The sequence below is a fragment of the Terrabacter ginsenosidimutans genome, from assembly GCF_039539425.1.
In the GTDB taxonomy this organism is placed as follows: domain Bacteria; phylum Actinomycetota; class Actinomycetes; order Actinomycetales; family Dermatophilaceae; genus Terrabacter; species Terrabacter ginsenosidimutans.
In genome coordinates this window covers 798,219-822,669 of sequence record NZ_BAABDC010000001.1, presented here as the reverse complement: position 1 = coordinate 822,669, position 24,451 = coordinate 798,219, and the positions used below count along the sequence as shown (strand labels likewise).

Annotated in this window: 19 protein-coding genes; 17 read left to right on the top strand and 2 right to left on the bottom strand. The window is 71.3% G+C overall.

From position 1 onward, the window contains the following. Positions 1-57: 57 nt before the first annotated feature. Together ABD831_RS03920 and ABD831_RS03915 are read left to right on the top strand one after the other, a co-directional pair. Positions 58-1,839 carry an NAD(P)/FAD-dependent oxidoreductase gene (locus ABD831_RS03920; RefSeq protein ID WP_344941789.1) on the top strand — a complete coding sequence of 594 codons (1,782 nt, stop codon included), beginning with the start codon at positions 58-60 and terminating at the stop codon, positions 1,837-1,839. 152 nt (positions 1,840-1,991) lie between these two features. Further along, positions 1,992-3,629, top strand: coding sequence for an HAD family acid phosphatase (locus ABD831_RS03915; RefSeq protein ID WP_142175918.1), 1,638 nt, complete (start codon positions 1,992-1,994; stop codon positions 3,627-3,629). A gap of 85 nt (positions 3,630-3,714) precedes the next feature. Here ABD831_RS03915 and ABD831_RS03910 read toward each other — a convergent pair whose 3' ends face one another. Continuing rightward, positions 3,715-4,518 (bottom strand): HAD-IIA family hydrolase, encoded by an 804-nt coding sequence (locus ABD831_RS03910; RefSeq protein ID WP_344941786.1) that lies wholly within the window; start codon positions 4,516-4,518, stop codon positions 3,715-3,717. 82 nt (positions 4,519-4,600) lie between these two features. Continuing rightward, entirely contained in the window at positions 4,601-5,794 is a 1,194-nt protein-coding gene (locus tag ABD831_RS03905; protein WP_425582790.1) for an ROK family transcriptional regulator, read from the bottom strand. A 169-nt stretch (positions 5,795-5,963) separates the two neighbouring features. Here ABD831_RS03905 and ABD831_RS03900 point away from each other — a divergent pair, with 169 nt between their 5' ends. From ABD831_RS03900 to ABD831_RS03830, 15 genes are all read left to right on the top strand, one after another. Next, positions 5,964-7,448, top strand: a complete 1,485-nt coding sequence (locus ABD831_RS03900) for a sugar ABC transporter ATP-binding protein (RefSeq protein ID WP_344941780.1) — start codon at positions 5,964-5,966, stop codon at positions 7,446-7,448. Then, a complete protein-coding gene (locus tag ABD831_RS03895; RefSeq protein ID WP_344941778.1) occupies positions 7,445-8,515 on the top strand; it encodes an ABC transporter permease in 1,071 nt (356 codons plus the stop codon). Before ABD831_RS03900 ends, ABD831_RS03895 begins: the two co-directional genes overlap by 4 nt. Before the next feature lie 101 nt (positions 8,516-8,616). Continuing rightward, positions 8,617-9,678 carry a substrate-binding domain-containing protein gene (locus ABD831_RS03890; RefSeq protein WP_425582774.1) on the top strand — a complete coding sequence of 354 codons (1,062 nt, stop codon included), beginning with the start codon at positions 8,617-8,619 and terminating at the stop codon, positions 9,676-9,678. 123 nt (positions 9,679-9,801) lie between these two features. Next, a complete protein-coding gene (locus ABD831_RS03885) occupies positions 9,802-11,034 on the top strand; it encodes a Gfo/Idh/MocA family protein (protein WP_344941774.1) in 1,233 nt (410 codons plus the stop codon). Positions 11,035-11,146: 112 nt separating this feature from the next. Then, positions 11,147-12,268, top strand: coding sequence for a sugar phosphate isomerase/epimerase family protein (locus tag ABD831_RS03880; RefSeq protein WP_344941770.1), 1,122 nt, complete (start codon positions 11,147-11,149; stop codon positions 12,266-12,268). Between the two features lie 146 nt (positions 12,269-12,414). Next, positions 12,415-15,759, top strand: a complete 3,345-nt coding sequence (locus ABD831_RS03875; RefSeq protein ID WP_344941767.1) for a PQQ-dependent sugar dehydrogenase — start codon at positions 12,415-12,417, stop codon at positions 15,757-15,759. Between the two features lie 110 nt (positions 15,760-15,869). Further along, on the top strand, positions 15,870-17,012 hold the full coding sequence (locus ABD831_RS03870) for an inositol-3-phosphate synthase (RefSeq protein WP_344941764.1): 1,143 nt from the start codon (positions 15,870-15,872) through the stop codon (positions 17,010-17,012). After that, the gene (locus ABD831_RS03865; RefSeq protein ID WP_344941761.1) at positions 17,009-17,905 is read left to right on the top strand and encodes an SCO3242 family prenyltransferase; all 897 of its coding nucleotides are present in this window, start codon (positions 17,009-17,011) and stop codon (positions 17,903-17,905) included. Before ABD831_RS03870 ends, ABD831_RS03865 begins: the two co-directional genes overlap by 4 nt. Then, a complete protein-coding gene (locus tag ABD831_RS03860) occupies positions 17,902-18,783 on the top strand; it encodes a sugar phosphate isomerase/epimerase family protein (RefSeq protein ID WP_344941758.1) in 882 nt (293 codons plus the stop codon). The genes ABD831_RS03865 and ABD831_RS03860 overlap by 4 nt, the downstream gene beginning before the upstream one ends. Next, positions 18,780-19,385 carry an EboA domain-containing protein gene (locus tag ABD831_RS03855; RefSeq protein ID WP_344941755.1) on the top strand — a complete coding sequence of 202 codons (606 nt, stop codon included), beginning with the start codon at positions 18,780-18,782 and terminating at the stop codon, positions 19,383-19,385. The genes ABD831_RS03860 and ABD831_RS03855 overlap by 4 nt, the downstream gene beginning before the upstream one ends. Before the next feature lie 9 nt (positions 19,386-19,394). Continuing rightward, complete coding sequence (locus tag ABD831_RS03850) at positions 19,395-20,282, top strand: TatD family hydrolase (RefSeq protein WP_344941752.1); 888 nt, start codon at positions 19,395-19,397, stop codon at positions 20,280-20,282. Positions 20,283-20,285: 3 nt separating this feature from the next. Then, positions 20,286-21,485, top strand: coding sequence for a metabolite traffic protein EboE (eboE, locus tag ABD831_RS03845; protein ID WP_344941749.1), 1,200 nt, complete (start codon positions 20,286-20,288; stop codon positions 21,483-21,485). After that, a complete protein-coding gene (locus tag ABD831_RS03840) occupies positions 21,482-22,876 on the top strand; it encodes an alkaline phosphatase family protein (protein ID WP_344941746.1) in 1,395 nt (464 codons plus the stop codon). The genes eboE and ABD831_RS03840 overlap by 4 nt, the downstream gene beginning before the upstream one ends. Before the next feature lie 50 nt (positions 22,877-22,926). After that, positions 22,927-23,937 (top strand): sugar phosphate isomerase/epimerase family protein, encoded by a 1,011-nt coding sequence (locus tag ABD831_RS03835; RefSeq protein WP_344941743.1) that lies wholly within the window; start codon positions 22,927-22,929, stop codon positions 23,935-23,937. A gap of 48 nt (positions 23,938-23,985) precedes the next feature. Beyond that, complete coding sequence (locus ABD831_RS03830) at positions 23,986-24,357, top strand: VOC family protein (protein ID WP_344941740.1); 372 nt, start codon at positions 23,986-23,988, stop codon at positions 24,355-24,357. The last annotated feature ends 94 nt before the right edge of the window (positions 24,358-24,451 follow it).

The following is a 24,451-nucleotide window of genomic DNA, read 5'->3' as shown; positions in this document are numbered from 1 at the left end:
ACCGCGTCCGCTCCTAGCGTCAGCCACGACCCCACCACGTGGACAAAGGAGTTGGCGATGGGTGAGCAGCTGACGGCGAGCGAGTGGCTCGGACGGTTCTCCGAGGCGCTGGCCTCCGGCGAGGTGGACCGGGTGACCGGCCTCTTCGGCGACGAGTGCTACTGGCGTGACCTGACGAGCATGACGTGGAACCTGCACACGGCCGAGGGCCGCGAGCAGATCGGCGCCATGCTCTCGGGAGTCGAGCCGGGCGCGTGGCCCACCGACCTCGAGACGACGAGCGAGTCCGAGGCCGACGGCGTCCACGAGGCGTGGTTCACCTTCGGCAACGCGACCTTCACCGGCAAGGGCCTCGTCCGCGTCCGCGACGGCAGGGCGTGGACCCTGCTGACGAGCGCGCAGGCGCTCAGGGACCACCCTGAACCATCGGGCGTCCGGCGCCCGCGCGGTGCCGAGCACGGCGTCAACGTCTCGACCGAGAACTGGCTCGACAAGCGGCAGCAGCAGGTCGAGTCCTACGGCGTCGACGCGGAGCCCTACGTCCTCGTCGTCGGCGGCGGCCAGGGCGGCATCGGGCTCGCGGCCCGCCTGAAGCGACTCGGCGTGCCCACGCTCGTCATCGACAGGTACCCGCGGCCCGGCGACCAGTGGCGCAGCCGCTACCACTCGCTGTGCCTGCACGACCCGGTCTGGTACGACCACATGCCCTACCTGCCGTTCCCCGACCACTGGCCCGTCTTCACGCCCAAGGACAAGATGGGCGACTGGCTCGAGAGCTACGTCAGCGTCATGGAGCTCGACTACTGGACCAGCAGCGAGGCGACGTCGGCGAGCTTCGACGAGGCCACCGGCGCGTGGACGGTCCACGTGAGCCGCGAGGGCCGCGAGGTCGTGCTCCATCCGGCGCAGCTCGTCCTCGCGACCGGCATGAGCGGCATCCCCAACGTGCCGACGCTGCCGGGTCAGGACGTCTTCTCCGGCGACCAGCACCACAGCAGCAAGCACCCCGGCGGAGCGCGCTACGCCGGCAAGAAGGTCGTCGTCGTCGGCTCGAACAACTCGGCCCACGACATCTGTGCCGACCTGTGGCAGAACGGCGCCGAGCCGATCATGCTCCAGCGGTCGAGCACCCACATCGTCCGCTCCGAGTCGCTCATGGACAAGGTGCTCGGCCCGCTCTACTCGGAGGAGGCCGTCGCCAACGGGATCGACCACGACACGGCCGACCTCGTCTTCGCGTCCATCCCCTACAAGATCCTCGCCGACTTCCAGCGGCCGGCCTTCGACGCGATCCGCGAGCAGGACGCCGACTTCTACGCCGCGCTCGAGTCGGCCGGCTTCGACCTCGACTTCGGCGACGACGACTCGGGCCTCTTCCTCAAGTACCTCCGGCGCGGCTCGGGCTACTACATCGACATCGGCGCCTCCGAGCTGATCGCCAAGGGCGCGATCCGGCTCGTGCGCGGCCAGGTCGACCACCTCACCGAGCACGCCGTGGTCCTCACCGACGGCACGGAGCTCGAGGCCGACGCCGTCGTCTACGCCACCGGCTACGGCTCGATGAACGGCTGGGCCGCCCGGCTCATCAGCCAGGACGTCGCCGACACCGTGGGGAAGTGCTGGGGCCTGGGCTCGGACACGACGAAGGACCCGGGACCGTGGGAGGGCGAGCTGCGCAACATGTGGAAGCCCACCCGCCAGGACAACCTGTGGTTCCACGGCGGCAACCTGCACCAGTCGAGGCACTACTCGCGCTACCTCGCGCTGCAGCTCAAGGCGCGTCTCGAGGGCATCGCGACCCCGGTCTACGCCCTCGCGGAGACCCATCACCTCGCCTGAGCCGGATCGAGGCTGGGAGGAGTCTGGCAACTGCATGCCAGTTGTCTGGGAATGGAGATGCGTCGGGTGCGAAGGCGCCCGCGGGGGTGGGAGCGGGACTAGCGTCGTGCCGCCCACCCCCGCACTCCTCCGCAGCCCCCGAGGTGAAACCCATGAGGCGTCCCACCCCCCGAAGCGTCGGACTCGCCGTCACGACCGTCGGTTCGATCATCGGCTCGCTGGTCGTCGCCAGCGCGTCCCCGGCCCTCGCTCACGGCGACGCCGGCGGTCGTCACGACCAGACCCTGGCCCCGCGCACCCAGTTCGTCATGGCGGCAGACGGCTCGAGCGGCGCCCGCGCCGACGGTGCCGGCATCCCCAACATCGACTCGGTCAAGAAGACGATCTACAGCTACTACGGCGACCCCGGCACGGGCCTGGCCAACCGGACGAGCTCGCCCTACATCTCCGAGATGCGCTCGATCACCGACGGCCTCCGGGCCTCGCTGAAGCGCACGTATGCCGCAGCCGAGCGGGCCGGCACGAAGCCGGCCATCGTCTTCGACGCCGACGACACGACGCTGTGGACCTACGACATGGAGGTGGCGGACATGAAGTTCGTCTTCAACCCCGTGCGCCAGGACTACTGGGTCCAGAACAAGCTCTTCCCGGCGACGCCGACCATGGTCGACCTCGTCAACGAGGCCGACGCCATGGGCTTCACGATCTTCGGCCTGACCGGTCGCGGCGCGTCCCAGAAGGACGCGACGATCGGCAACCTCAAGGACGTCGGCTACAACGCCTTCACGCCCGACCACTACTTCACCAAGTGGGCCGGCTCGACGCCTCCCTCCTACATCACCTGCGTCACCGCCAAGTGCACGACGGTGGAGTACAAGGCCGGCACCCGCAAGCACATCGAGCAGGACCTCGGCTACGACATCGTCCTCAACATCGGCGACCAGTGGTCCGACCTGCAGGGTGGCTACGCCGACCGCAACGTCAAGCTGCCGAACCCGACCTACTACCTCCCGTCGCCCAACCTCCCGGGTGTCGAGCAGCCGTCGATGACGCCGCGCACCCACTTCGTGATGAAGCCCGACGGCACGAGCGGTCTGACCGAGAGCGGTGAGGGCATCCCCAACATCGACTCGGTCAAGAAGACGATCGCCACCTACTACGGCGACCCCGGCACCGGCATCGCCGACAAGACGAGCTCGCCCTACATCACCGAGCTCGCCGCGCTCGAGCAGCGCAACACCCAGCGACTCGTCAGCGAGTGCCGGCAGGGCGTCCGCGCGGGCTCGAAGCCGGCCGTCGTGTTCGACGCCGACGACACGACGCTGTGGACCTACGACATGGAGGTCGCCGACATGAAGTTCGTCTTCAACCCGGCCCGCCAGGACTACTGGGTCCAGAACAAGCTCTTCCCGGCTACGCCCGGGATGCCTTCTCTCGTCAAGGCCGTCGCCGACTCCGGCTGCGCGGTCATCGGTCTCACGGGCCGCAACAGCGGCCAGCGCGCGGCGACGCTCGCCAACCTGCACGAGCAGGGCTACCCGCAGTTCACCGACGACCTCTACTTCACCAAGTGGCGCTCGAGCGAGACGCCGCCGGTCTGGATGCAGGGTCAGTGCAAGGCCTACCCCACGTGCACGACGATCGAGTACAAGTCGGCGACCCGAGCGCACGTCGAGAAGGACCTCGGCTACGACGTCGTCGCCAACCTCGGCGACCAGTACAGCGACCTCATCGGCGGCCACGCCGACCGCGCGGTCAAGCTGCCGAACCCGACGTACTACCTGCCCTGACGGGCGCCACCACGACGTATGCCGTCACTCCCGTCGCGAGGGGGGTGACGGCATACGTCGTCTCGGGTGTGAAAGCCCTTGCGGCTCAGTGCTGCTGCCCGTCCTGGTCGGTGACGAACTGCACGAGGTCGGCGACCGAGTCGACGATGCGGCTCGGCCGGTAGGGGAAGTGCTCGACCTGCGCGCGGCTCGTCGACCCGGTGAGGACGAGGACGGTGCGCAGGCCGGCCTCGAGACCGCTGATGATGTCGGTGTCCATGCGGTCGCCGACCATGATCGTCGTCTCGGAGTGGGCGTCGAGGCGGTTGAGGGCGCTGCGCATCATGAGCGGGTTGGGCTTGCCGATGTAGTAGGGCTGCCGCCCGGTCGCCGTCGAGATCAGGGCGGCGACCGACCCCGTCGCCGGCAGCGTCCCGGCGGGGCTGGGGCCGCTCGGGTCGGGATTCGTCGCGATGAAGCGGGCGCCCTTCTCGATCAAGCGGATCGCGCGGGTGATGGCCTCGAAGGAGTAGGTGCGCGTCTCGCCGAGGACGACGTAGTCGGGGTCGCGGTCGGTCATGACGTAGCCGACGTCGTGCATCGCCGTCGTGAGCCCGGCCTCGCCGACGACGTAGGCCGAGCCGCCCGGACGCTGCTCGGCCAGGAACTGCGCCGTGGCCAGCGCCGAGGTCCAGATCGCCCGCTCCGGGACGTCGATCCCGCTCATGAGCAGGCGCGCCCGGAGGTCGCGCGGCGTGAAGATCGAGTTGTTCGTCAGGACGAGGAAGGGCCGGCCGGACTGCTCTAGTGCCGTGATGAACTCGGCGGCGCCGGGAATCGCGTCCTCCTCGTGCACGAGGACGCCGTCCATGTCGGTGAGCCAGGTCTCGACGGGCCGGTGATCGGTCATGGACCCATTGTGGTGGGTCGGGCCGTCGCCCGCGTGGATGCCCAGCCCGGGAGCGTCAGGACCGTCAGGACCGTCAGGGCCGTCAGGATGCGGACTGCTGCGCGATCGCGAGGTCGACGCGGTCGGCCGTCAGCGCGTGCTGGATGACCATGGTCGCGGCGCCGATGACGCCGGCCTGCACTCCGGTCGTGGCGGGCACGATCTGCAGCACTCCGGTGGCGAGTGGCAGCGACCGGCCGTAGACGACTTCCCGCACGCCGGCGATGAGGCTCTCACCTGCCTGGACGAGCGAACCGCCGATGACGATGACGGACGGGTTGAGCAGGCTGACGCACGTGGCGAGCACCTCGCCGATGGTGCGCCCGGCCTGGCGGACAGCGAGGGCGGCGGGGATGTTGCCGCCGCGGACGAGGTCGACGATGTCGGAGTTGGACTCGGCGACGATGCCGATCTCCTTGAGCGACTTGGAGATCGCGGGTCCGCTGGCGACGGCCTCGAGGCAGCCGACGTTGCCGCACGAGCAGAGCACCTCGGGGGCGTGGGGTGCGGCGACGTGACCGAGGTCGCCGGCGGCGCCGACGGCTCCGCGGTGCAGACGGCCGCCGCTGATGATGCCGGCGCCGATGCCGGTTGCGACCTTGACGAAGAGGAGGTGCTCGACGTCGGGGTGGGCCATGGCGTGCTCGCCGAGGGCCATGATGTTGACGTCGTTGTCGACGAGGACCGGCACGTCGAAGTCGCGGTGCAGGTGCCCGGGCACGTCGTAGCCGTCCCAACCGGGCATGATCGGCGGCCGCATCGGGCGCCCGCTCGAGTGCTCGACGGGCCCGGGCACCCCGATGCCGATGCCGATGAGCTCGCGCGGCTGGCGTCCCGCCTGCTCGAGCAGGCGCCGCGTCGTGGCGACGAGCCAGTCGAGGACGACCTCGGGCCCGTCGGTGATGTCGAGGCTCTCGCCGATCTCGCAGATGGGTCGACCGCTGAGGTCGGTGAGGGCGACGCGGCCGTGCGTGGCGCCGATGTCGGCGCCGACGACGACGCGCGCCTCGGGGTTGAAGGCGAAGCGGACGGGCGGCCGGCCCCCGGTGCTGGCCGCCTCGCCACTGGGGGCGAGCAGCCCGGTCGCGAGGAGGGCGTCGACACGGGCGCCGACGGTCGAACGCGCCAGACCGGTGAGCTTGGCGAGCTCGGCCCGGGTGCGTGGGGTCTCGTCACGCAGCAGCTGGAGCAGCTCGCCGGCGCCGCTCACGGCGCTGGCGGCATACGCGGACGACATCGGCTCTGGACGCACCCTTCAAGTCAAGCACATGCAACTTCCAGATGTCATGCACGAGGCTTTGGCATGTCCACGATAAAACTTTTGCTTGACGCCCCGACAAAAGTGGGACACGGTGTGACCCATGGAATCTCGACGGCGAGATGGAGCCGACGCACCACTGCTGCGAATGACCAATGTGGTCAAGCGTTTTCCCGGGGTCGTCGCCCTCGGGGGCGTGGACCTCGACGTCCTCCCCGGTGAGGTGCACTGCCTGCTCGGCCAGAACGGCGCCGGCAAGAGCACCCTCATCAAGGTGCTCGCCGGCGTGCACGAGCCCAACGAGGGCACCATCGAGTGGCTCGGCCGGTCGGTCACCCTGCACCACCCGCAGGCCGCCATGGACCTCGGTGTGGCGACGATGTACCAGGAGCTCGACCTCGTCGAGGGGCTCACGGTCGCCGAGAACATCTTCCTCGGCCACGAGCCGACGCGGTTCGGCTTCTCGCAGCGGTCGGCCGCACGACGCGAGGCCGCCGCCCTGCTCGCCCGCCTGGGCCACCCCGAGATCTCGCCCTCCGTCGAGGTGGGCACCCTCTCGGCGGCCTCGTGCCAGATCGTCAGCATGGCCCGCGCCCTGTCCCGCGACGCCCGGCTCATCATCATGGACGAGCCGTCCGCGGTGCTCGACGCCGGCGAGGTGCAGCAGCTCTTCCGCGTCATCCGCGAGGTCACCGACCAGGGAGTCGCCGTCGTCTACATCTCCCACCGCCTCGAGGAGATCCGCGAGATCGGCGACCGGGTCACCGTGCTCAAGGACGGCAAGACCGTGGCCACCGGCCTCGATGCCAGGTCCACCCCGACGCAGGAGCTCATCCGGCTCATGACGGGCCGCTCGATCGAGTACGTCTTCCCGCCCAAGCCGGAGGTCGTCGCCGACGTGGAGCCCGTCCTGAGTGTCCAGGGGCTCACCCGGGCAGGCGAGTTCGCGGCCGTGTCGTTCGACGTGCGCCCCGGCGAGGTCGTCGGGCTGGCGGGACTCGTCGGCTCGGGTCGCTCGGAGATCGTCGAGACGATCTTCGGCGCCCGCAAGGCCACGAGCGGAAGCATCCGTGTCGACGGCAGGACGGTCCGCGGCGGGTCCGTCGCCGCGGCCGTCGCCGCCGGGATCGGGCTCTGCCCCGAGGAGCGCAAGAGCCAGGCCCTCGTGCTCGGAGCCTCGCTCGCCTCCAACATCACGCTCGCGACGCTGCCGCGCTTCTCGCGCGGGGGACTGCTCGACGGCGCAGCCGAGGTCGAGGCCGCCGAGGAGCTGCTCGAGTCGCTCGACGTGCGCCCCCGTGGCGTGCACCGCGAGTCGCGCACCCTCTCTGGTGGCAACCAGCAGAAGGTCGTCCTGGCCCGCTGGCTGCTCCGGGGCTGCAAGGTCCTGCTCCTCGACGAGCCCACCCGCGGCGTCGACGTCGGGGCCCGCTCCGAGATCTACGCCCTGATCCGCCGCCTCACCGACGAGGGTGTCGCCGTCGTCGTCGTCTCCAGCGAGATCCCCGAGGTGCTGGGGCTGTCCAACCGGGTGCTGGTCCTCGCCGACCGCACCGTCCGTCACGAGGGGCCGGCCGACGAGCTCGACGAGCACGCCGTCCTCGACATCATCCTGAAGGGAGACGCGGCATGAGCGCCGACGTCACGAAGGTCGACCAGGCAGGGGAGCCGGTCGCCGCCGCCACCACGGCGAGCGGGCCGCCCGTCGGTGGGGCCGCGCCCCGCCGCGACGGGGGCCTCGCCGGCTTCCTCAGCGGTCCCGCAGGGCGCAGCGCCGGCCTCGTGCTGGCGCTCGTGCTCCTCATCGTGGTCGGGATCATCACAGCCGGGGACCGCTTCGCCAGTCCCGAGAACGCCCTGACGATCCTGCGCCTCGGCTCGGTCATCGGCGTCGTCAGCGTCGGCATGACCTTCGTCATCTCCGGCGGTGGCATCGACCTGTCGGTCGGCGCCATCGTTGCCCTCTCCTCCGTGTGGGCCACCACCGTCGCGACCCAGACGATGGCCGCGAACTACCACTGGATCGTCATGGTCGTCGCCGCGATCGTCGTCGGAGCCGCCTGCGGACTCGTCAACGGGGTGCTCATCGCCTACGGACGGATGGCACCGTTCATCGCGACGCTGGCCATGCTTGCGGCAGCCCGCGGCCTGGCCGAGATCATCGCCAAGCGCCGCACCCAGATCATCCGCGAGCGTGGCTTCATCGACTTCTTCGGCGGGAGCGTGCTCGGCATCCCGGTGCTCGTCATCATGTTCGCCATCGTCGCCGTCGTCGGCTGGGTCCTGCTCAACCGCACGACGTTCGGACGACGCACCCTGGCCATCGGCGGCAACCCCGAGGCGGCCCGCCTCGCCGGCATCCGCGTGCAGCGCCAGACGATGTACCTCTACATCCTGCTCGGCGTCGCCTGCGGCATCGCGGCCGTCATGATCATGGCCCGCACGACGACCGGTACCTCGACCCACGGCACCCTCTACGAGCTGGATGCCATCGCCGCCGTCGTCATCGGCGGCACGCTCCTCAGCGGTGGCCGCGGCACGATCGTCGGCACCGTCCTCGGCGTCCTCATCTTCACGACGCTCACCAACGTCTTCACCCTCAACAACCTCGACACGTCGACGCAGGCGGTGGCCAAGGGGGCGATCATCGTCGCCGCCGTCCTGCTCCAGCAGCGGGTCTCCCGCACGAGGTCGACCTAGCCGCGGGGTCGGTCGACGACAGCTCCGGCACGGCACAGCACCACCACTCACACAGCACCAACCCTCACAGCAGCAACCTCACCGCTCACATAGGAGTCAGCGTGTCCGCATCACTCTTCCGTTCGACCAAGCGCGTCGCCGTCCTGGCGATCACCATGAGCGCCGCCCTCGTCGCCGCCGGCTGCACGAGCAACGACCCGGTCACGACTCCGGCGGCGTCGACCCAGTCGGCAGCGGGCAACGCCGCGAGCGACAACGACGCACCGGGCAAGAAGGTCGTCATCGGCTTCTCGGGTCCGGCCGCCGACCACGGCTGGCTCGCCGCCATCAACAACTCGGCGCTCGCCGAGGCCAAGAAGTACTCCGACGTCGAGCTCAAGGCGGCCGAGGGCACCAACGACGCCAGCCTGCAGATCAGCCAGATCGAGACGTTCATCAACGACAAGGTCGACGCCATCGTCCTGCTCCCGACCGACGGCGCCGCCCTCACCGAGGTCGCGACCAAGGCCATGCAGGCCGGTATCCCGGTCATCAACGTCGACCGCGAGTTCTCGAGCCCCTTCGCCGCGCGAACCACCGTGCTCGGCGACAACTACGGCATGGGTGTCTCGGCCGGCACCTACGCCTGCAAGCTCGTCAAGGACAAGAACCTCAGCAACCCGGTCATCACCGAGATCGCCGGCATCGACGCCCTCCCGCTGACGCAGGACCGCAGCAAGGGCTTCGCCGACGCGCTCAAGGCGTGCAGCCAGACCGTCGACAACCGCGTCGCGGCCGAGTTCACCGTCGAGTCCGGCGAGAAGCAGGCCTCCAACCTGCTCCAGGCCGCCCCGAAGATCGACATCCTCTGGAACCACGACGACGACCAGGGTGTCGGCGTCATGGCAGCCCTCGACCAGGCCAACCGCCACGAGATGGCCTTCATCGGTGGCGCCGGTTCGGCCAACGCGATGCGCTGGATCAAGGAGGGCAAGATGGAGGCGACCGTCCTCTACCCGCCCACCCAGGCGGCCGACGGCATCAAGGTCGCGCGTCTCATCGCGCAGGGCAAGGGCATCAGCGACCTCGTCCAGGTCGAGGTCCCGCGGCGCATCGTCCTCAACGCGCCGGTCGTGACCAAGGAGAACGTCGACCAGTACCTGCCCCTGGGCTTCGAGTCCTGACCGGTCGGTGCCCGCGCTGTGGCACGCCCTGCCACGAGGCGCTGCGGCGCGGGCGCCCGACCAGCACGGCCAGCTCGACCCGAACGCCAGGCAGCACACCCCCACGTCGGATGTGAGGACGTCATGACCACACCCAGCAAGCCCACCCTCGGGGTCGGGATGATCGGCTACGCCTTCATGGGGCGCGCCCACTCCCAGGCCTGGCGCAACGCGCGCAGCTACTTCGACGTGCCGGCCGCGCCGAGCCTCGTCGCGGTCGCCGGGCGCAACGAGGCCGCGGCACGCGACACCGCCGACCGGTTCGGGTGGGCGGGCGTCGAGACCGACTGGCGGCGCCTGCTCGAGCGGGACGACATCGACATCATCGACATCTGCACGCCGGGCGACACCCACGCCGAGATCGCGGTCGCCGCGCTCGAGGCCGGCAAGCACGTCCTCTGCGAGAAGCCCCTCGCCAACTCGGTCGGGGAGGCCGAGGCGATGGTCGTGGCGGCCGAGGCGGCCCGGATCCGGGGGGTCCGCTCGATGGTGGGCTTCACCTACCGCCGGGTCCCGGCCATCGCGTATGCGCGTCGCCTCGTCGCGGAGGGACGGCTGGGCCGCATCCTCCACGTGCGCGGGGCCTACCTGCAGGACTGGCTCGTCGACCCCGAGTCGCCGCTGACCTGGCGGCTCCAGAAGGAGCGGGCCGGCTCGGGGGCCCTCGGCGACATCGGGGCCCACATCGTCGACCTCGCCCAGTTCGTGACGGGTGAGCAGCTGACCGGTGTATCGGCGCTGACGGAGACGTTCGTGCGCGAGCGCCCCGTGGCCGACCCGACGACCGTGGGTGTCGGCGGCATCAGCGCCACGGCGGCGCAGAACGGCTCGGCCACGACCGGTCCGGTGACCGTCGACGACGCCGCGGTCCTCGTCTCCCGCATGAGCGGGGGCGCCCTCGCCACCTTCGAGGCGACCCGCTTCGCCAACGGGCGCAAGAACGCGATCCGCTTGGAGGTCAACGGGACCGAGGGCTCGATCGCCTTCGACTTCGAGGACATGAACGTCCTGCACGTCTTCGACGGCCGCGTCCCGAGCCGCGACGCAGGCTTCACCCGGGTGCTCGTCACCGAGTCCACCCACCCCTACGTGGCGGCCTGGTGGCCGCCCGGTCACGTGCTCGGCTACGAGCACGGCTTCACCCACCAGGCGGTCGACCTGCTGACCGCCATCGCCGAGGGCGCCGACCCTCGTCCTTCCTTCTCCGACGGGCTCCAGGTGCAGCGGATCCTGTCGGCGGTCGAGACCAGCGTGGAACGGGAGGGGTCCTGGACCCCGATCGACGGGGCCCACGCGACGTCACCGGCCATGTCCTGACCGCTGCGGACCACTCCGGCCTCACCAGCTCCATCCCAGCACGACTGCCAGACAAGGAGATCGGCTCACCCGCACGTCAAGTCTCTGTCACCCTCCGAAGGAGCAAGCTCACATGCACGACAACGACGTCAACCCGCTCAAGCTCGTCACCAAGCTCGGACTCAACCGCCGCCAGTTCTTCGCGGCCACGACGGGCGTCGCCGCCGCCGTGACCCTCACCGGTACGGCTGCCGCGCAGGCTGCCACGGGCGGCTCGGGCGCCAACGGTGTCCTCATCCCGGCGCCGCGCCGCGGCATCATCCTCTACACCGTCCGTGACGCCGTCAGCCGCGACCCGCTGACCTCGCCGTACGCCTCCGGCTTCAAGGAGGTGCTCACCGAGCTGTCCTCGATCGGCTACCGCCAGATCGAGTTCGCCGGCTTCCGCCAGCACGCCAACGCCGAGGGCGGCGCCGACCTCAACACCGTCGCGGGCGCCCAGCAGCTGCGCACGTGGCTCGACGACCTCGGCCTCGAGGCCGAGGGCAACCACGGCTCCGTCCCGGCGACCATCACGGACGCCAACATCGCGGCGTTCGACGCGGCCTGCGAGATCGCCAACATCCTCGGCATGGGCCACATCGGCACGGGCAGCGACCCCACGAGCAGCGCCTACGTCGCCGACTGGGAGGCGGCGGCTGCGCGCTGGAACTTCTACGGCGAGCGCGCTGCCGCTCACGGTCTCAAGCTGTACACGCACAACCACGACATCGCCTACAGCTTCCTGCTGGACAGCGGGCCGCTCGATGCCGCCGGTCGACCCACCCGGTCGTCCGGCATCCGTCGTCTCGAGCACTTCCTCGCCAACACTGACCCGAAGTACGTCCACCTCGAGATGGACATCTTCTGGGCCCACGTCGCGCAGTACAAGCACAAGTCGTACACGGCTCCGGACGGGTCGGTCGTCACCTCGATCTTCGACCCGGCCGCGGTGGTCGCCGCCCAGACGTCGCGCTTCCCGCTGTTCCACGCCAAGGACGGCAAGGTCGACACGACCCAGGCCAACGGCTACGTCATGGCCCCCTTCGGCCAGGGCGACATCGACTACTCGACGTTCCTGCGCCGGGTCGGTGCCAAGGGCTCGCACAACCCGATGTGGGAGATGGACACCGCTCCCGGCGGGACCGCAGCTCCGAACCAGTCGATGGAGCTCTCGAAGGTCAGCTACGACGGGATGGCCGCCCTGCGCGGCTGACCGGCCACCCCGGAACGCACGTCGGCCTCCGCCCACCGGCGGACGGCACACCCGGAAACACCGGGCCCCGGGGAGTGCAGATGCCGTTGCAGCGGCGCACTCCCCGGGGACCGGCTTCGCCCGTCTCTGTCAAGAAGGACGTACCGATGAATGCTACTTCCCGTTCCAGGGCGAGGAGGCTGGTTGCCACAACTGCGGCAGCCGTCCTCGCCTGCACGGCGCTCGGCGCCGTGGCCACCCTCCCAGCCTCCGCCCACGACGGCGTCGACCACGGCACCGAGCCGGCGCTCGACTGGTCCAACTACGAGAAGATCACGCTCACCAAGGACACCGGTGAGCCGATCGACATGGCGGTGCTGCCCGACCGCCGGGTGCTGACCACCGCCCGCAACGGCGACGTGCGCCTCGTCGACCCCGACTCCGGCGTCACGAAGGTCATCAACACGCTGCCCGTCTACAACAACTCCGAGGACGGTCTCCAGACCGTCACCCTCGACCCCGACTTCCAGTCGAACAAGTGGGTCTACCTCTACTATGCGCCCAAGACGATGACGGCGCCCTACGTGACCTCGACCCCCACGGGGTCGGCGCCCAACAGCCTGCCTGCCGGCGCCGACGCCTCCTACTGGGACCAGTGGAAGGGCTACAACCAGCTCAGCCGCTTCAAGTGGGACGACGCGACCGACAAGCTCGACCTCTCGACCGAGCAGGTCGTCATCAAGGTCGAGACCCAGCGTGGCCAGTGCTGCCACGTCGCGGGCGACGTCGACTTCGACGACAAGGGAAACCTCTACCTCTCGACCGGTGACAACACGCCGGCAAGTGCGCCGGGCGCCAACGGCTTCGCGCCGAACAACAACGCCCCCGGCTTCAATCCGGGCTTCGACTCGCGCCGCGGCGCCGGCAACACGAACGACCTGCGCGGCAAGATCCTGCGCATCCACCCGGAGGCCGACGGGTCCTACACGATCCCCGCGGGCAACCTCTTCGCGCCCGGCACCGCCAAGACCCGTCCCGAGATCTTCGTCATGGGCGTGCGCAACCCGTTCCGCATCGACGTCGACCCGGTCACGAACTCGGTCTCGTGGGGTGACTACGGCCCCGACGCCGGCGCCCCCGACCCGCAGCGCGGGCCGATGGGCTACGTCGAGTGGCAGACCACGGCGATCACGAAGCCGATCAACGGCGGGTGGCCCTACTGCCACGGCCCGAACGCCAACTACAACGAGTGGGACTTCGCGACGGCCACCCCCGGACCGTGGTTCGACTGCGGTGCCGGTGCCAAGAACAACTCGACGTGGAACACCGGCCTCGCCCAGGTGCCGCCGGCCACCGCGCCGACGCTCTACTACGGCGACAACAACACCCACCAGCCGTGGCCCGAGCTGACCGACTTCTCGCCGGCCGGTGGCCAGGGACCGATGGGTGGCCCCGTCTACCACTACGACGGTGCCAACCCGTCGACGACGAAGTTCCCGGCGTACTGGGACAAGAAGGCGTTCTTCGCCGAGTTCTCGCAGGACTACCTGGCCGTGTTCGACGTGCAGTGGCCCAACGGTCCGGTCGACCACATCCAGAACTTCCTGCCGAACGCGGCGCTGGAGACGAACGGGCAGCCGATCACGGACAGCCCGATCGACATCGAGTTCGGTCCGGACGGCTCGCTCTACGTCCTCGACTACGGCGACGGCTTCTTCCGGGCCAACCCCGACGCGGGCCTCTACCGCATCGACTACTCGCCCGGTAACAAGGCGCCGCAGGCGAAGATCTCCGCCACGCCGATCAGCAGCAGCAGCGCGCCGCTCAAGGTCGACTTCGACGCGTCGGACTCGGTCGACCCCGAGGGCAAGACCCTGACGTACGAGTGGGACTTCGACGGCAACGGCACGTTCGACGCGACCGGTGTCACGGCGAGCTACACCTACAGCGAGCTCGGCAAGTACACGGCGCGGCTGCGCGTCACCGACCCGGAGGGCCGCCGCGGCCTGACGAGCACCTCGATCAGCGTCGGCAACGTCGCCCCGACGGTCACCATCGCCACCCCGCCCAACGGCGCCTTCTTCGACTGGGGCCAGGCCGTGCCGTTCAACGTCACGACCTCCGACCCCGAGGACGGCACCGCCACGGTGTGCTCCCGCGTGAGCTGGACCTTCGGTCTGGGCCACGACGCGCACGCCCACCCGCTGAGCCAGGGCACGGGCTGCCAGTTCGCCATCCCGACCCCGGCCGACGCCACGCAGCACGGCGAGACCGAGAACATCTTCGGCGTCGTCGTCATCACCTACACCGACAACGGTGCCAACGGCCTGCCCGGTGCGACCACCACCGAGCAGCTCGTCCTCAACCCGAAGAAGCAGGAGGCCGAGTGGGCCGACGCCTCGCAGGGTGTGGAGATCACGGGCGACGACACGGCGAGTGGCCTGCGCAAGGTCACCTCGTTCGACGCCGGTGACTGGCTGGCCTGGGACCCGGCGAACCTCGTCGGTGTCACCGGCGTGAGCGCCCGCACCACGGGCACCGGCACGCTGTCGCTCCGTTGGGACTCGCCGACCGCGGCTCCCTTCGGCACCATCGCGGTGAACGGCTCCGGCTGGACCGACACGGCAGCGAACCTGTCGTCGAAGCCCACCGGCACCGGGCGTCTCTACGTGACGTCGTCGGGCGGGGTCGTCCTCGACTCCCTCACCTTCGTGGGCAACGGCGTCGCCGACGTCACGCCCCCGACCGTGTCGGCGACGCTGAGCCCGCCGACCCCGAACGGCGCGAACGGCTGGTACACGAGCAACGTCACCGTGACGGTCAACGCGACCGACAACGGCACCGTCGCCTCGCGCCAGCGCTCCACGGACGGCGGCACCACGTGGGTCAACGCCAACACGGCGCTGACGATCTCGACCGACGGCACGACCACCGTGCTCTACCGCGCCACCGACAACGGCGGCAACGTCTCGCAGGTCGGGTCGGTGACGGTCAAGCTCGACAAGACGGCCCCGACCGTCGCGGTCTCCGGTGCGGCTGAGGGAGCGTCCGTCAGCGACGCGGGCGACGTCACGTGGACGGCGACGGACGCCACGAGCGGCATCGACTCCGTGACGGCCACCGTCGACGGCGTCGCCGTCGCGGCCGACAAGCCGCTGGCCCTCTGGACGCTCTCGCTCGGCAGCCACACGCTCGTCGTCAAGGCGACCGACAAGGCTGGTCTCGTCACCACGTCGACGAGGACGTTCACCACGACGACCTCGATCCTGTCGCTGACGGCCCTGACGGAGCGACTGTCCCGCGAGGGACTCGTCACCCCGGCGGGTGAGAAGGAGCTCGAGAAGCGCCTGCAGCAGGCGGAGAAGCACGTCGCCGGTGGTCGCACCGCGGCCGCGATCTCGCAGCTGCAGAGCTTCGTCGACGCTGCGAAGTCCACCTCCAACGTCCGCGACGCGGCGGCCTCGGCCGCCCTGCAGCGCGACGCCAACGCGGTCATCGCCTCGCTGCGCTGAACCGTCCCCCGGTGGCCCGGCGGCGGGCACACGCCCCCGCCGCCGGGCCACCGGCACCATCCGCGTCACCTGACAGACCATCCCTCGCCCCACCTCCCGAGGAGAAGAACATGACGGACGAACGAACCGGCCTCTGGCTCGTCGGGGCCCGCGGCTCCGTCGCGACGACCGTCGCGACCGGCCTGGCCCTCATCACCGCCGGCGGCGCCGGACCCGACGGGCTCGTCACCGAGCAGCCCGACCTCGCGGGCGCCGGCCTCGTGCCGCTCGGTCACCTCGTCGTGGGAGGGCACGACGTCGCGGAGGTCCCCCTCGTCAAGCGCGCCGCCCAGCTGGCCGACGCCGGCGTCATCCCGCACACGGCCCTCACGCTCGTCTCGGACGAGCTCGACCGCACGTGCCAGCGCATCCGGCACGGCTACCGGGCCGGCGAGGAGCGCCAGGCCGACGCCGTCGAGCGGCTGGCCGGCGACATCCGAGCCTTCGCCCTGTCCGAGTCGCTCTCACGCGTCGTCGTCGTCAACGTCAGCTCCACCGAGCCGGTCGTGGTCGACGCCGCCGCCCACGCGAGCCTCGGTGCACTCGAGAACGCCTGGGCCGCAGGGGAGTCACCGCTTCCGGCCAGCTCCGTGTATGCGGCTGCAGCCTTCACCGCGGGTGCGGCCTTCGTCGACTTCACCCCGTCCACCGGGGCGCGGCTCCCGGCGCTCGAGCAGCTCGCCGAGCGCCACGGCGTGCCGTGGGGTGGCAGCGACGGCAAGACGGGCGAGACCCTCGTGAAGTCGGTGCTGGCCCCGATGTTCGCGGCCCGCGCGCTGCGCGTGCGGTCCTGGGCCGGCACCAACCTGCTCGGTGGCGGCGACGGCGCGACGCTCGCCGACCCCGAGGCGATGGAGAGCAAGGCCCGCAGCAAGGCCCGCGGCCTCGAGGCGATGCTCGGCCACCCCGTCGACGGGCCTGTGCACATCGACAACATCGCCGACCTGGGCGACTGGAAGACGGCGTGGGACCACCTCACATTCTCCGGCTTCCTCGGCACCCGGATGTCGATGCAGTTCACCTGGCAGGGCTGCGACTCGAGCCTCGCCGCGCCGCTCGTCATCGACCTCGCGCGCCTGCTCGACCTGGCGCTGCGCCGTGGGGAGGTCGGCCCGGTGCCGGCCCTCGGCTTCTTCTTCAAGGACCCGGTCCGCTCCGACGAGCACCGCCTCTTCGAGCAGCACCGCGCCCTGGCGGAGTGGGCGACGGCGTGACGTCCCTGCGCGACCTCGCGGAGCTGGTGCGGGCGCCGGCCGCCCTCACCGTGCCCGGTGACACCCTCGCGGGGGCGGCGAGCGCGGGGTGGCCGGCCGGTGCCCGGACGGCTGCTCTCCCGGTCGCGTCGACGTGCCTCTACTGGGCCGGCATGGCCCTCAACGACTGGGCCGACCGGCAGGTCGACGCCGTGGAACGCCCCGAGCGTCCGATCCCGTCGGGCCGGGTGCCCGCCGGCACGGCGCTCGCGGTCGCCGGCACCCTCACCGCTGCGGGCGTCGCCGCCGCAGCGGTGGGGGGAGGCCGCCGGTCCGCCGCGACGGCCGCGGTCCTCGCTGCCGCGGTCTGGGCCTACGACCTCTCCCCGAAGCAGGGTGCGCTCAGCGTCGCGACGATGGCCTCGACGCGGGGCCTCGACGTGCTCCTCGGCGCCAGCGCGGGCGGCCTCTCGGGGCTTCGCGCGGCGGCCGTGCCGGCCACGATGGTCGCCGTGCACACCGCGGGGGTCACGGCCCTGAGCCGCGGCGAGGTCCACGGTGGCTCGACCGGGGTCGCGCGCGCCTGCGTCGCCGCGACGGCGCTCGTCGCCGCGGCCTCGGCGCTGCGCCCGGTCCCCACCGCCGGCCGCGGGCGTGCCGGGGGAGTGCTCGGCGCCGCGGTCTCCGTCGCCCTGACGGGGACGTATGCCGTGAGCGTCCTCCGCGCCCAGCTCTCCGCCGTGCGCAGCCCCGATGCCGGCACGGTGCGACGCGCCACCGGTGCCGGCATCCGTGGCCTCGTGCCCCTGCAGAGTGCGGCGCTCGCGGCCTCGGGCCACCATGCGGCCGCCCTGGGACTCGCCGCCTCCGCTCCGGTGGGCGGGGCCCTCATGTGGAAGGTGTCGGCGACATGAGCCTGCGCTTCGGCTACGGCCTCAACGGCTTCACCGACCACCGGATCGAGGACGCGCTCGCCGTTCTCGCCGACCTCGGCTACGACGGGGTCGCCCTGACCCTCGATCACATGCACCTCGACCCGTTCGCACCGGACCTCGCTGCTCGCACCGCCCGGGTAGCCGCCCTGCTCCAGAGGCACGATCTGGGGGTCGTCGTCGAGACGGGCGCCCGCTACGTGCTCGACCCGCGGCGCAAGCACGAGCCGACGCTGGTGTCCGACTCGGGTCGTGAGCGTCGGATCGACCTGCTGGAGAGGGCGATCCGCATCGCCGCCGAGGTTGGATCGCCCGCGGTGTCGTTCTGGAGCGGCATCGCACCCGCCGGAGTCCCTATCGCTGAGCGGTGGTCGCGGGTCGAGGACGGCGTCACGACCCTGCTGCCCCTCGCGGAGGCCCTTGGCATCGACCTCGCCCTCGAGCCGGAGCCCGGCATGTTCGTCGAGCGCATCGAGGACGTGCGCGAGCTGCGCCGACGGCTCGGGGACCCGGTCCGCCTGCGGCTGACGATCGACGTGGGCCACCTGCGGTGCACCGAGGACGCCGACCCGGCGGCCTGCGTGGTCGGCGCCGGCGACCTCGTCGCCAACGTCCAGATCGACGACATGCGCCGCGGGGTCCACGAGCACCTGCCCTTCGGCGACGGCGAGGTGGACTTCCCGCCCGTGCTCGCGGCCCTCGCCGACGTCGGGTTCGACGGCCTCGTCGCCGTCGAGCTGCCCCGCCACACCCACGCCGCGCCGGCGCTCGCGGCGACGAGCCTCGACTTCCTGCGCGACGCCGAACGCCGTGCGCAGGAACGGAACCACTCGCGACGACCTCAGGAGGTGGGCCGATGAGCCCGACGACCACCGTGACCATCGCCGACGCGCTCGCGCAGGTGGCGAGTGCCCCCGAAACCATCGAGCGGCACTTCCCGGCGGCCGCCCGCATCTCGGCTCGGGAGGGTCTGGACGGTGACGCCGCGCGCGAGGCGCTGCTGCTCGCGGTCCCCGGCGACACGGCATACGTCGTCGGCGTCGTGCGGCGCCTCTACGACCACGGGGACGCGGCCGAGCGACGTGCGGTGCTGCTCGCGCTCCCCGCCCTCGACGCCGCCGGCCGGACGAACGCCATCGGCGACGGAGCGCTCCCGATCGTGCGAGACGCATTGCGCACCAACGACACCCGTCTCGTTGCTGCAGCCCTCGGGCCGTATGCCGCCACCCACCTCGACGACGACGCGTGGCGCCAGGCCGTCCTCAAGGTGCTCTTCACCGGCGTGCCGGTCGAGGAGGTTGCCGGCCTCGCCGAGCGCGCGGACGCCGAGCTCGCCCGGATGGTCCGCGACTACGCCGCAGAGCGCGAGGCCGCCGGTCGCGTCGTGCCGCCGGACGCCCGCACCGTGCTGGGGCTCGCCGAAGGCCGCCAGCCCGCCACCCGCCCCCACCGAGCCGACTGAGGAGCAGCCGTGCGCATCTTCGACCCCCACATCCACATGACCTCCCGGACGACCGATGACTACCGGCGGATGCACGCCGCCGGCGTCCGCGCCGTCGTCGAGCCCTCCTTCTGGCTCGGCCAGCCCCGGACGAGCGTCGGCTCCTTCTGCGACTACTTCGACGCGCTCCTCGGGTGGGAGCCGTTCCGGGCGTCGCAGTACGGCATCGCGCACCACGCGACGATCGGTCTCAACCCCAAGGAGGCCAACGACGCCCGCTGCCGCGAGGTCCTCGAGGTCCTGCCCCGCTACCTCGCCAAGGACCGTGTCGTCGCGGTCGGCGAGCTCGGCTACGACTCGATGACCCCGGAGGAGGACGACGTCTTCGCCGCCCAGCTCGCCCTCGCCGCCGAGCACGAGCTGCCAGCGCTCGTGCACACCCCGCACCGCGACAAGCTCGCCGGGACCCGACGCACCCTCGACGTCGTGCGCGAGTCGGCCCTCGAGCCGGGTGCCGTCCTCGTCGACCACCTCAACGAGATGACGGTCGGCGTCGTCGCCGAGTCCGGTTGCTGGATGGGCTTCTCCGTCTACCCGGACACGAAGATGGACGAGCACCGCATGGTCGAGATCCTCCGCCGGCACGGCCTGGACCGGATGATCGTCAACTCGGCCGCCGACTGGGGCAACAGCGACCCGCTCAAGACGCGCCGTGTGGCCGAGACGATGCTCGCTGCTGGCTACACCGCCGACGACGTCGACCGCGTGCTGTGGCGCAACCCCGTCGAGTTCTACGGCCAGAGCGGACGGCTCGAGCTGCCGGAGACGGAGCAGCCGGCCGAGGCGCCGGAGGGTGAGCTCGTCGGCGCCGGCGCGACGTTCATGGGCAACTCGGTCCTCCGTGGCGCGAGGGAGTGAACCGTGCGCCTGCTCCATGCCGACGGCCAGACCGTCCACGTCGCCTACTGCACCAATGTGCACCCGGGTGAGGACCTCGACACGATCATCGGGCAGCTCGACCGCTTCGCGCTGCCTGTGCGCCGGCACCTCGGCGCCGACCTGCTCGGGCTCGGCCTGTGGCTGAGCGCCCCCGTGGCGCGTGAGCTCGCGGGCGACCCGCGCCAGACCGACCGGCTCCGCGCCGCGCTCGACGCGCGCGGGCTCGAGGTCGTCACGCTCAACGGCTTCCCCTACCGCGGCTTCCAGGACGAGGTGGTCAAGCACCGCGTCTACCACCCGGACTGGACGGAGCCGTCGCGCCTGGCCTACACGACCGACCTCACCGAGGTGCTCTCCCGCCTGCTGCCCGACGACGCCGCCCGGGGGAGCATCTCGACCCTCCCGCTCGGTTGGCGGCACCCCTGGTTCGGTGACCGGCAGGCGCTCGCCGCCGAGCAGCTCGACCGCCTCGCCGACCACCTCCGCGCGCTGCGCGAGCGCACCGGCCGCGAGATCCGCGTCGGTCTCGAGCCGGAGCCCGGCTGCGTCATCGAGACGACGACCGACCTCGTCGAGCGGATGGAGGGCCGGGACGAGGAGGTGCTCGGCGTCTGCCTCGACCTGTGCCACCTCGCGGTCGGCTTCGAGGACGCGGCCGTCGCCGTCCCCCGGCTGACCGGCGCCGGTCGGCGCATCGTCAAGGCGCAGGTCTCTGCCGCGCTCCACGTCGAGCACCCCGGCCAGCAGGCGAGCCGGAGCGCACTGGCCGCGTTCGACGAGGACCGCTTCCTGCACCAGACCCGCTCGCCGGGGCAGCAGGGCGAGGGCGGCCAGCTGCGCGCCCGCGACGACCTCGGGGACGCCCTCGGCGGCATACGCCCGCTCGACCCGTGCCCGGGCGGCACCGAGCAGCCGTGGCGGGTGCACTTCCACGTCCCCCTCGGCCACGCCCCGGAGCCGCCGCTCGCCGCCACGACGGACGACCTGCGGCGCTCGCTCGGCGTGCTCGTCGGCGGCGAGACCGCCCTGACCGACCACCTCGAGGTCGAGACCTACACGTGGACGGTCGTCCCGGAGGCCGTGCGCCCGCGTGACGACGCCGCCCTCGCGGCCAGCATCGCCGGCGAGCTCGCCTGGCTGCGCGACACCCTCATCGACCTCGGCCTCAAGGAGACCGCATGAACCAGCCCAGCAAGGTCCTGCTCCTCGACGTCGTCGGCCTGACGCCGCGCGCCCTCGCCGACATGCCGCGGCTCTCCCGCCTCGCCGGGTCGGGCTGGCAGTCCGCGCTCGAGACCGTGCTGCCAGCGGTCACCTGCTCGGTGCAGTCGACGATGCTGACCGGCCGACCGGTCGCCGACCACGGCGCCGTGGGCAACGGGTGGTACTTCCGCGACCTCGGCGAGGTCTTCCTCTGGCGCCAGCACAACGCGCTCGTCGAGGGCGAGAAGGTCTGGGACGCCCTGCGCCGCGCGCACCCCGGTGCCCGCGTCGCCAACGTCTGCTGGTGGTACGCCATGGGCATGGACGTCGACTCGATCGTCACACCGCGGCCGGTCTACCACGCCGACGGCCGCAAGTCGCCCGACTGCTACACGCGGCCGGCCGCCTTGCACGACAGGCTGGTCGACCGTCTCGGCGACTTCCCGCTCTTCCACTACTGGGGCCCGACCGCCTCCATCGCCTCGTCACGCTGGATCATCGAGGCCACCCGGATCCTGCTGCCCGAGCACGACCTGACGCTCTCGTACGTGCCCCACCTCGACTACGACCTGCAGCGCTTCGGGCCCGAGTCGCCCGAGGCCCGCGCCGCCGCGCGCGAGCTCGACGCCGCGCTGGCGCCGCTCCTCGACGACGCCGAACGGCTCGGCGTCAGCGTCCTCGTCGTCAGCGAGTACGGCATCACCGCCGTCGACCAGCCCGTCGACGTCAACCGTGTGCTGCGACGTGCCGGTCTGCTCGAGGTCCACACCCAGGCCGGGATGGAGTACCTCGACCCGTGGGCCTCCGAGGCCTTCGCGGTCGCCGACCACCAGGTCGCCCACGTCTACGTGCGCGACCCCGCCCGCCTCGACGAGGTCCGTGCGGTCCTCGCGGCCACCCCCGGCGTCGACCAGGTGCTCGACCGGGCCGGCCAGGCGGCATACGGCCTCGACCACGACCGCTCCGGCGACCTCGTCCTCGTCGCCGAGCCGCGCGCGTGGTTCACCTACTACTACTGGCTCGACGACGACCGTGCCCCCGACTTCGCCCGCGGCGTCGAGATCCACCGTAAGCCCGGCTACGACCCGGCGGAGCTGTTCTTCGACCCCGCCGACCGTTCGGCCAAGGCGCGCGCCGGGCTCGGTCTCGTGCGCAAGAAGCTCGGGCTGCGGTATGCCATGAAGGTCGTCCCCCTCGACCCGCGGTGGGTGCGGGGCAGCCACGGACGGCTGCCTGCCGACCCGTCGGACGGACCCGTCGTCATTGCCTCCGACGCGAGCCTGCGACGTGAGACCGTGGCGGCAGCAGACGTCCACGACCTCGTGCTCGAGGCCGCGGGGGTCGCCGTCGCCGCGACCACCACCCTCTGACCAGCCAGCCCTCACCGCAGCAACTCACAGCAGCAGCAAGGAGATCCACGATGGCCCGACCGATCACCCTCTTCACCGGACAGTGGGCCGACCTGCCCTTCGAGGAGGTGTGCCGCCTCGCGGGGGAGTGGGGCTACGACGGCCTCGAGATCGCCTGCTGGGGCGACCACTTCGAGGTCGACCGCGCACTGGCCGAGGACGGCTACATCGAGTCCCGTCGCGAGATCCTCGCCAAGCACGACCTCAAGGTGTGGGCCGTCTCCAACCACCTCGTCGGCCAGGCCGTCTGCGACGACCCCATCGACCAGCGACACCAGGACATCCTGCCCGCGGCCGTCTGGGGCGACGGCGACCCCGAGGGCGTGCGCCAGCGGGCCGCCGAGCGCATGGCCGACACGGCCCGTGCAGCGGCGAAGCTCGGCGTCGACACCGTCATCGGTTTCACCGGCTCGGCGATCTGGAAGTACGTCGCGATGTTCCCGCCAGTCGGCGACGACGTCATCCAGGAGGGCTACGCCGACTTCGCGCGCCGCTGGAACCCGATCCTCGACGTCTTCGACGAGGTCGGCGTGCGGTTCGCGCACGAGGTGCACCCGAGCGAGATCGCCTACGACTACTGGAGCACGGTCGCGACACTCGAGGCGATCGGGCACCGCGAGGCTTTCGGCCTCAACTGGGACCCGAGCCACATGGTGTGGCAGGACCTCGATCCGGCGGCCTTCATCTGGGACTTCAAGGACCGGATCTACCACGTCGACTGCAAGGACACCCGCAAGCGGATCGGCAACGGCCGCAACGGTCGTCTCGGCTCCCACCTCCCGTGGGGCGACCCGCGCCGCGGCTGGGACTTCGTCTCGACCGGCCACGGCGACGTGCCGTGGGAGGACTGCTTCCGCACCCTCAACGCCATCGGCTACGACGGCCCGATCTCCATCGAGTGGGAGGACGCCGGCATGGACCGCCTCGTCGGCGCCCCGGGTGCGCTCGAGTTCGTCCGGGCCCTCAACTTCGACAAGCCGGAGGCGGCGTTCGACGCGGCCTTCAGCAGCAGCAAGGACTGACGCGCCCGACGACTGACGAGACTGCCCCGGCGGGTCTACCGTCGGGGCATGGCACTCGTCCAGATCGCCCAGCACGCCGACGACCTCGGCCGGGCCACCGCCTTCTACCGCGACCTGCTCGGCGCGGAGCCGCTCGCGACCTACGACCCGCCGGGCCTCGTCTTCTTCGACCTCGGCGGGGTGCGGCTGCTCCTCGACCAGGGGGCGCCCAGCGCGCTGCACTACCTCGGCGTCGACGACCTCCACGGCACGGTCGAGCGGCTGCGCGCCGCAGGCGTCGAGGTGCGCAGTGAGCCGCACGTCATCTTCGGGCACGACGACGACACCCTCGGGCCGGCCGGCACGGACGAGTGGATGGCCTTCGTCGTGGACTCCGAGGGCAACCTCGTCGGGCTCGTCGAGCAGCGCCCACGTGCTTGACGGCGAAGGAGTCTCGCCGGAGGTGTCGATCCGGCGCCCGGGCGTTCGTGTAGACGGTGAAGGGCGCGCGGAGGGTGCGCCCCCGACCAGCCGG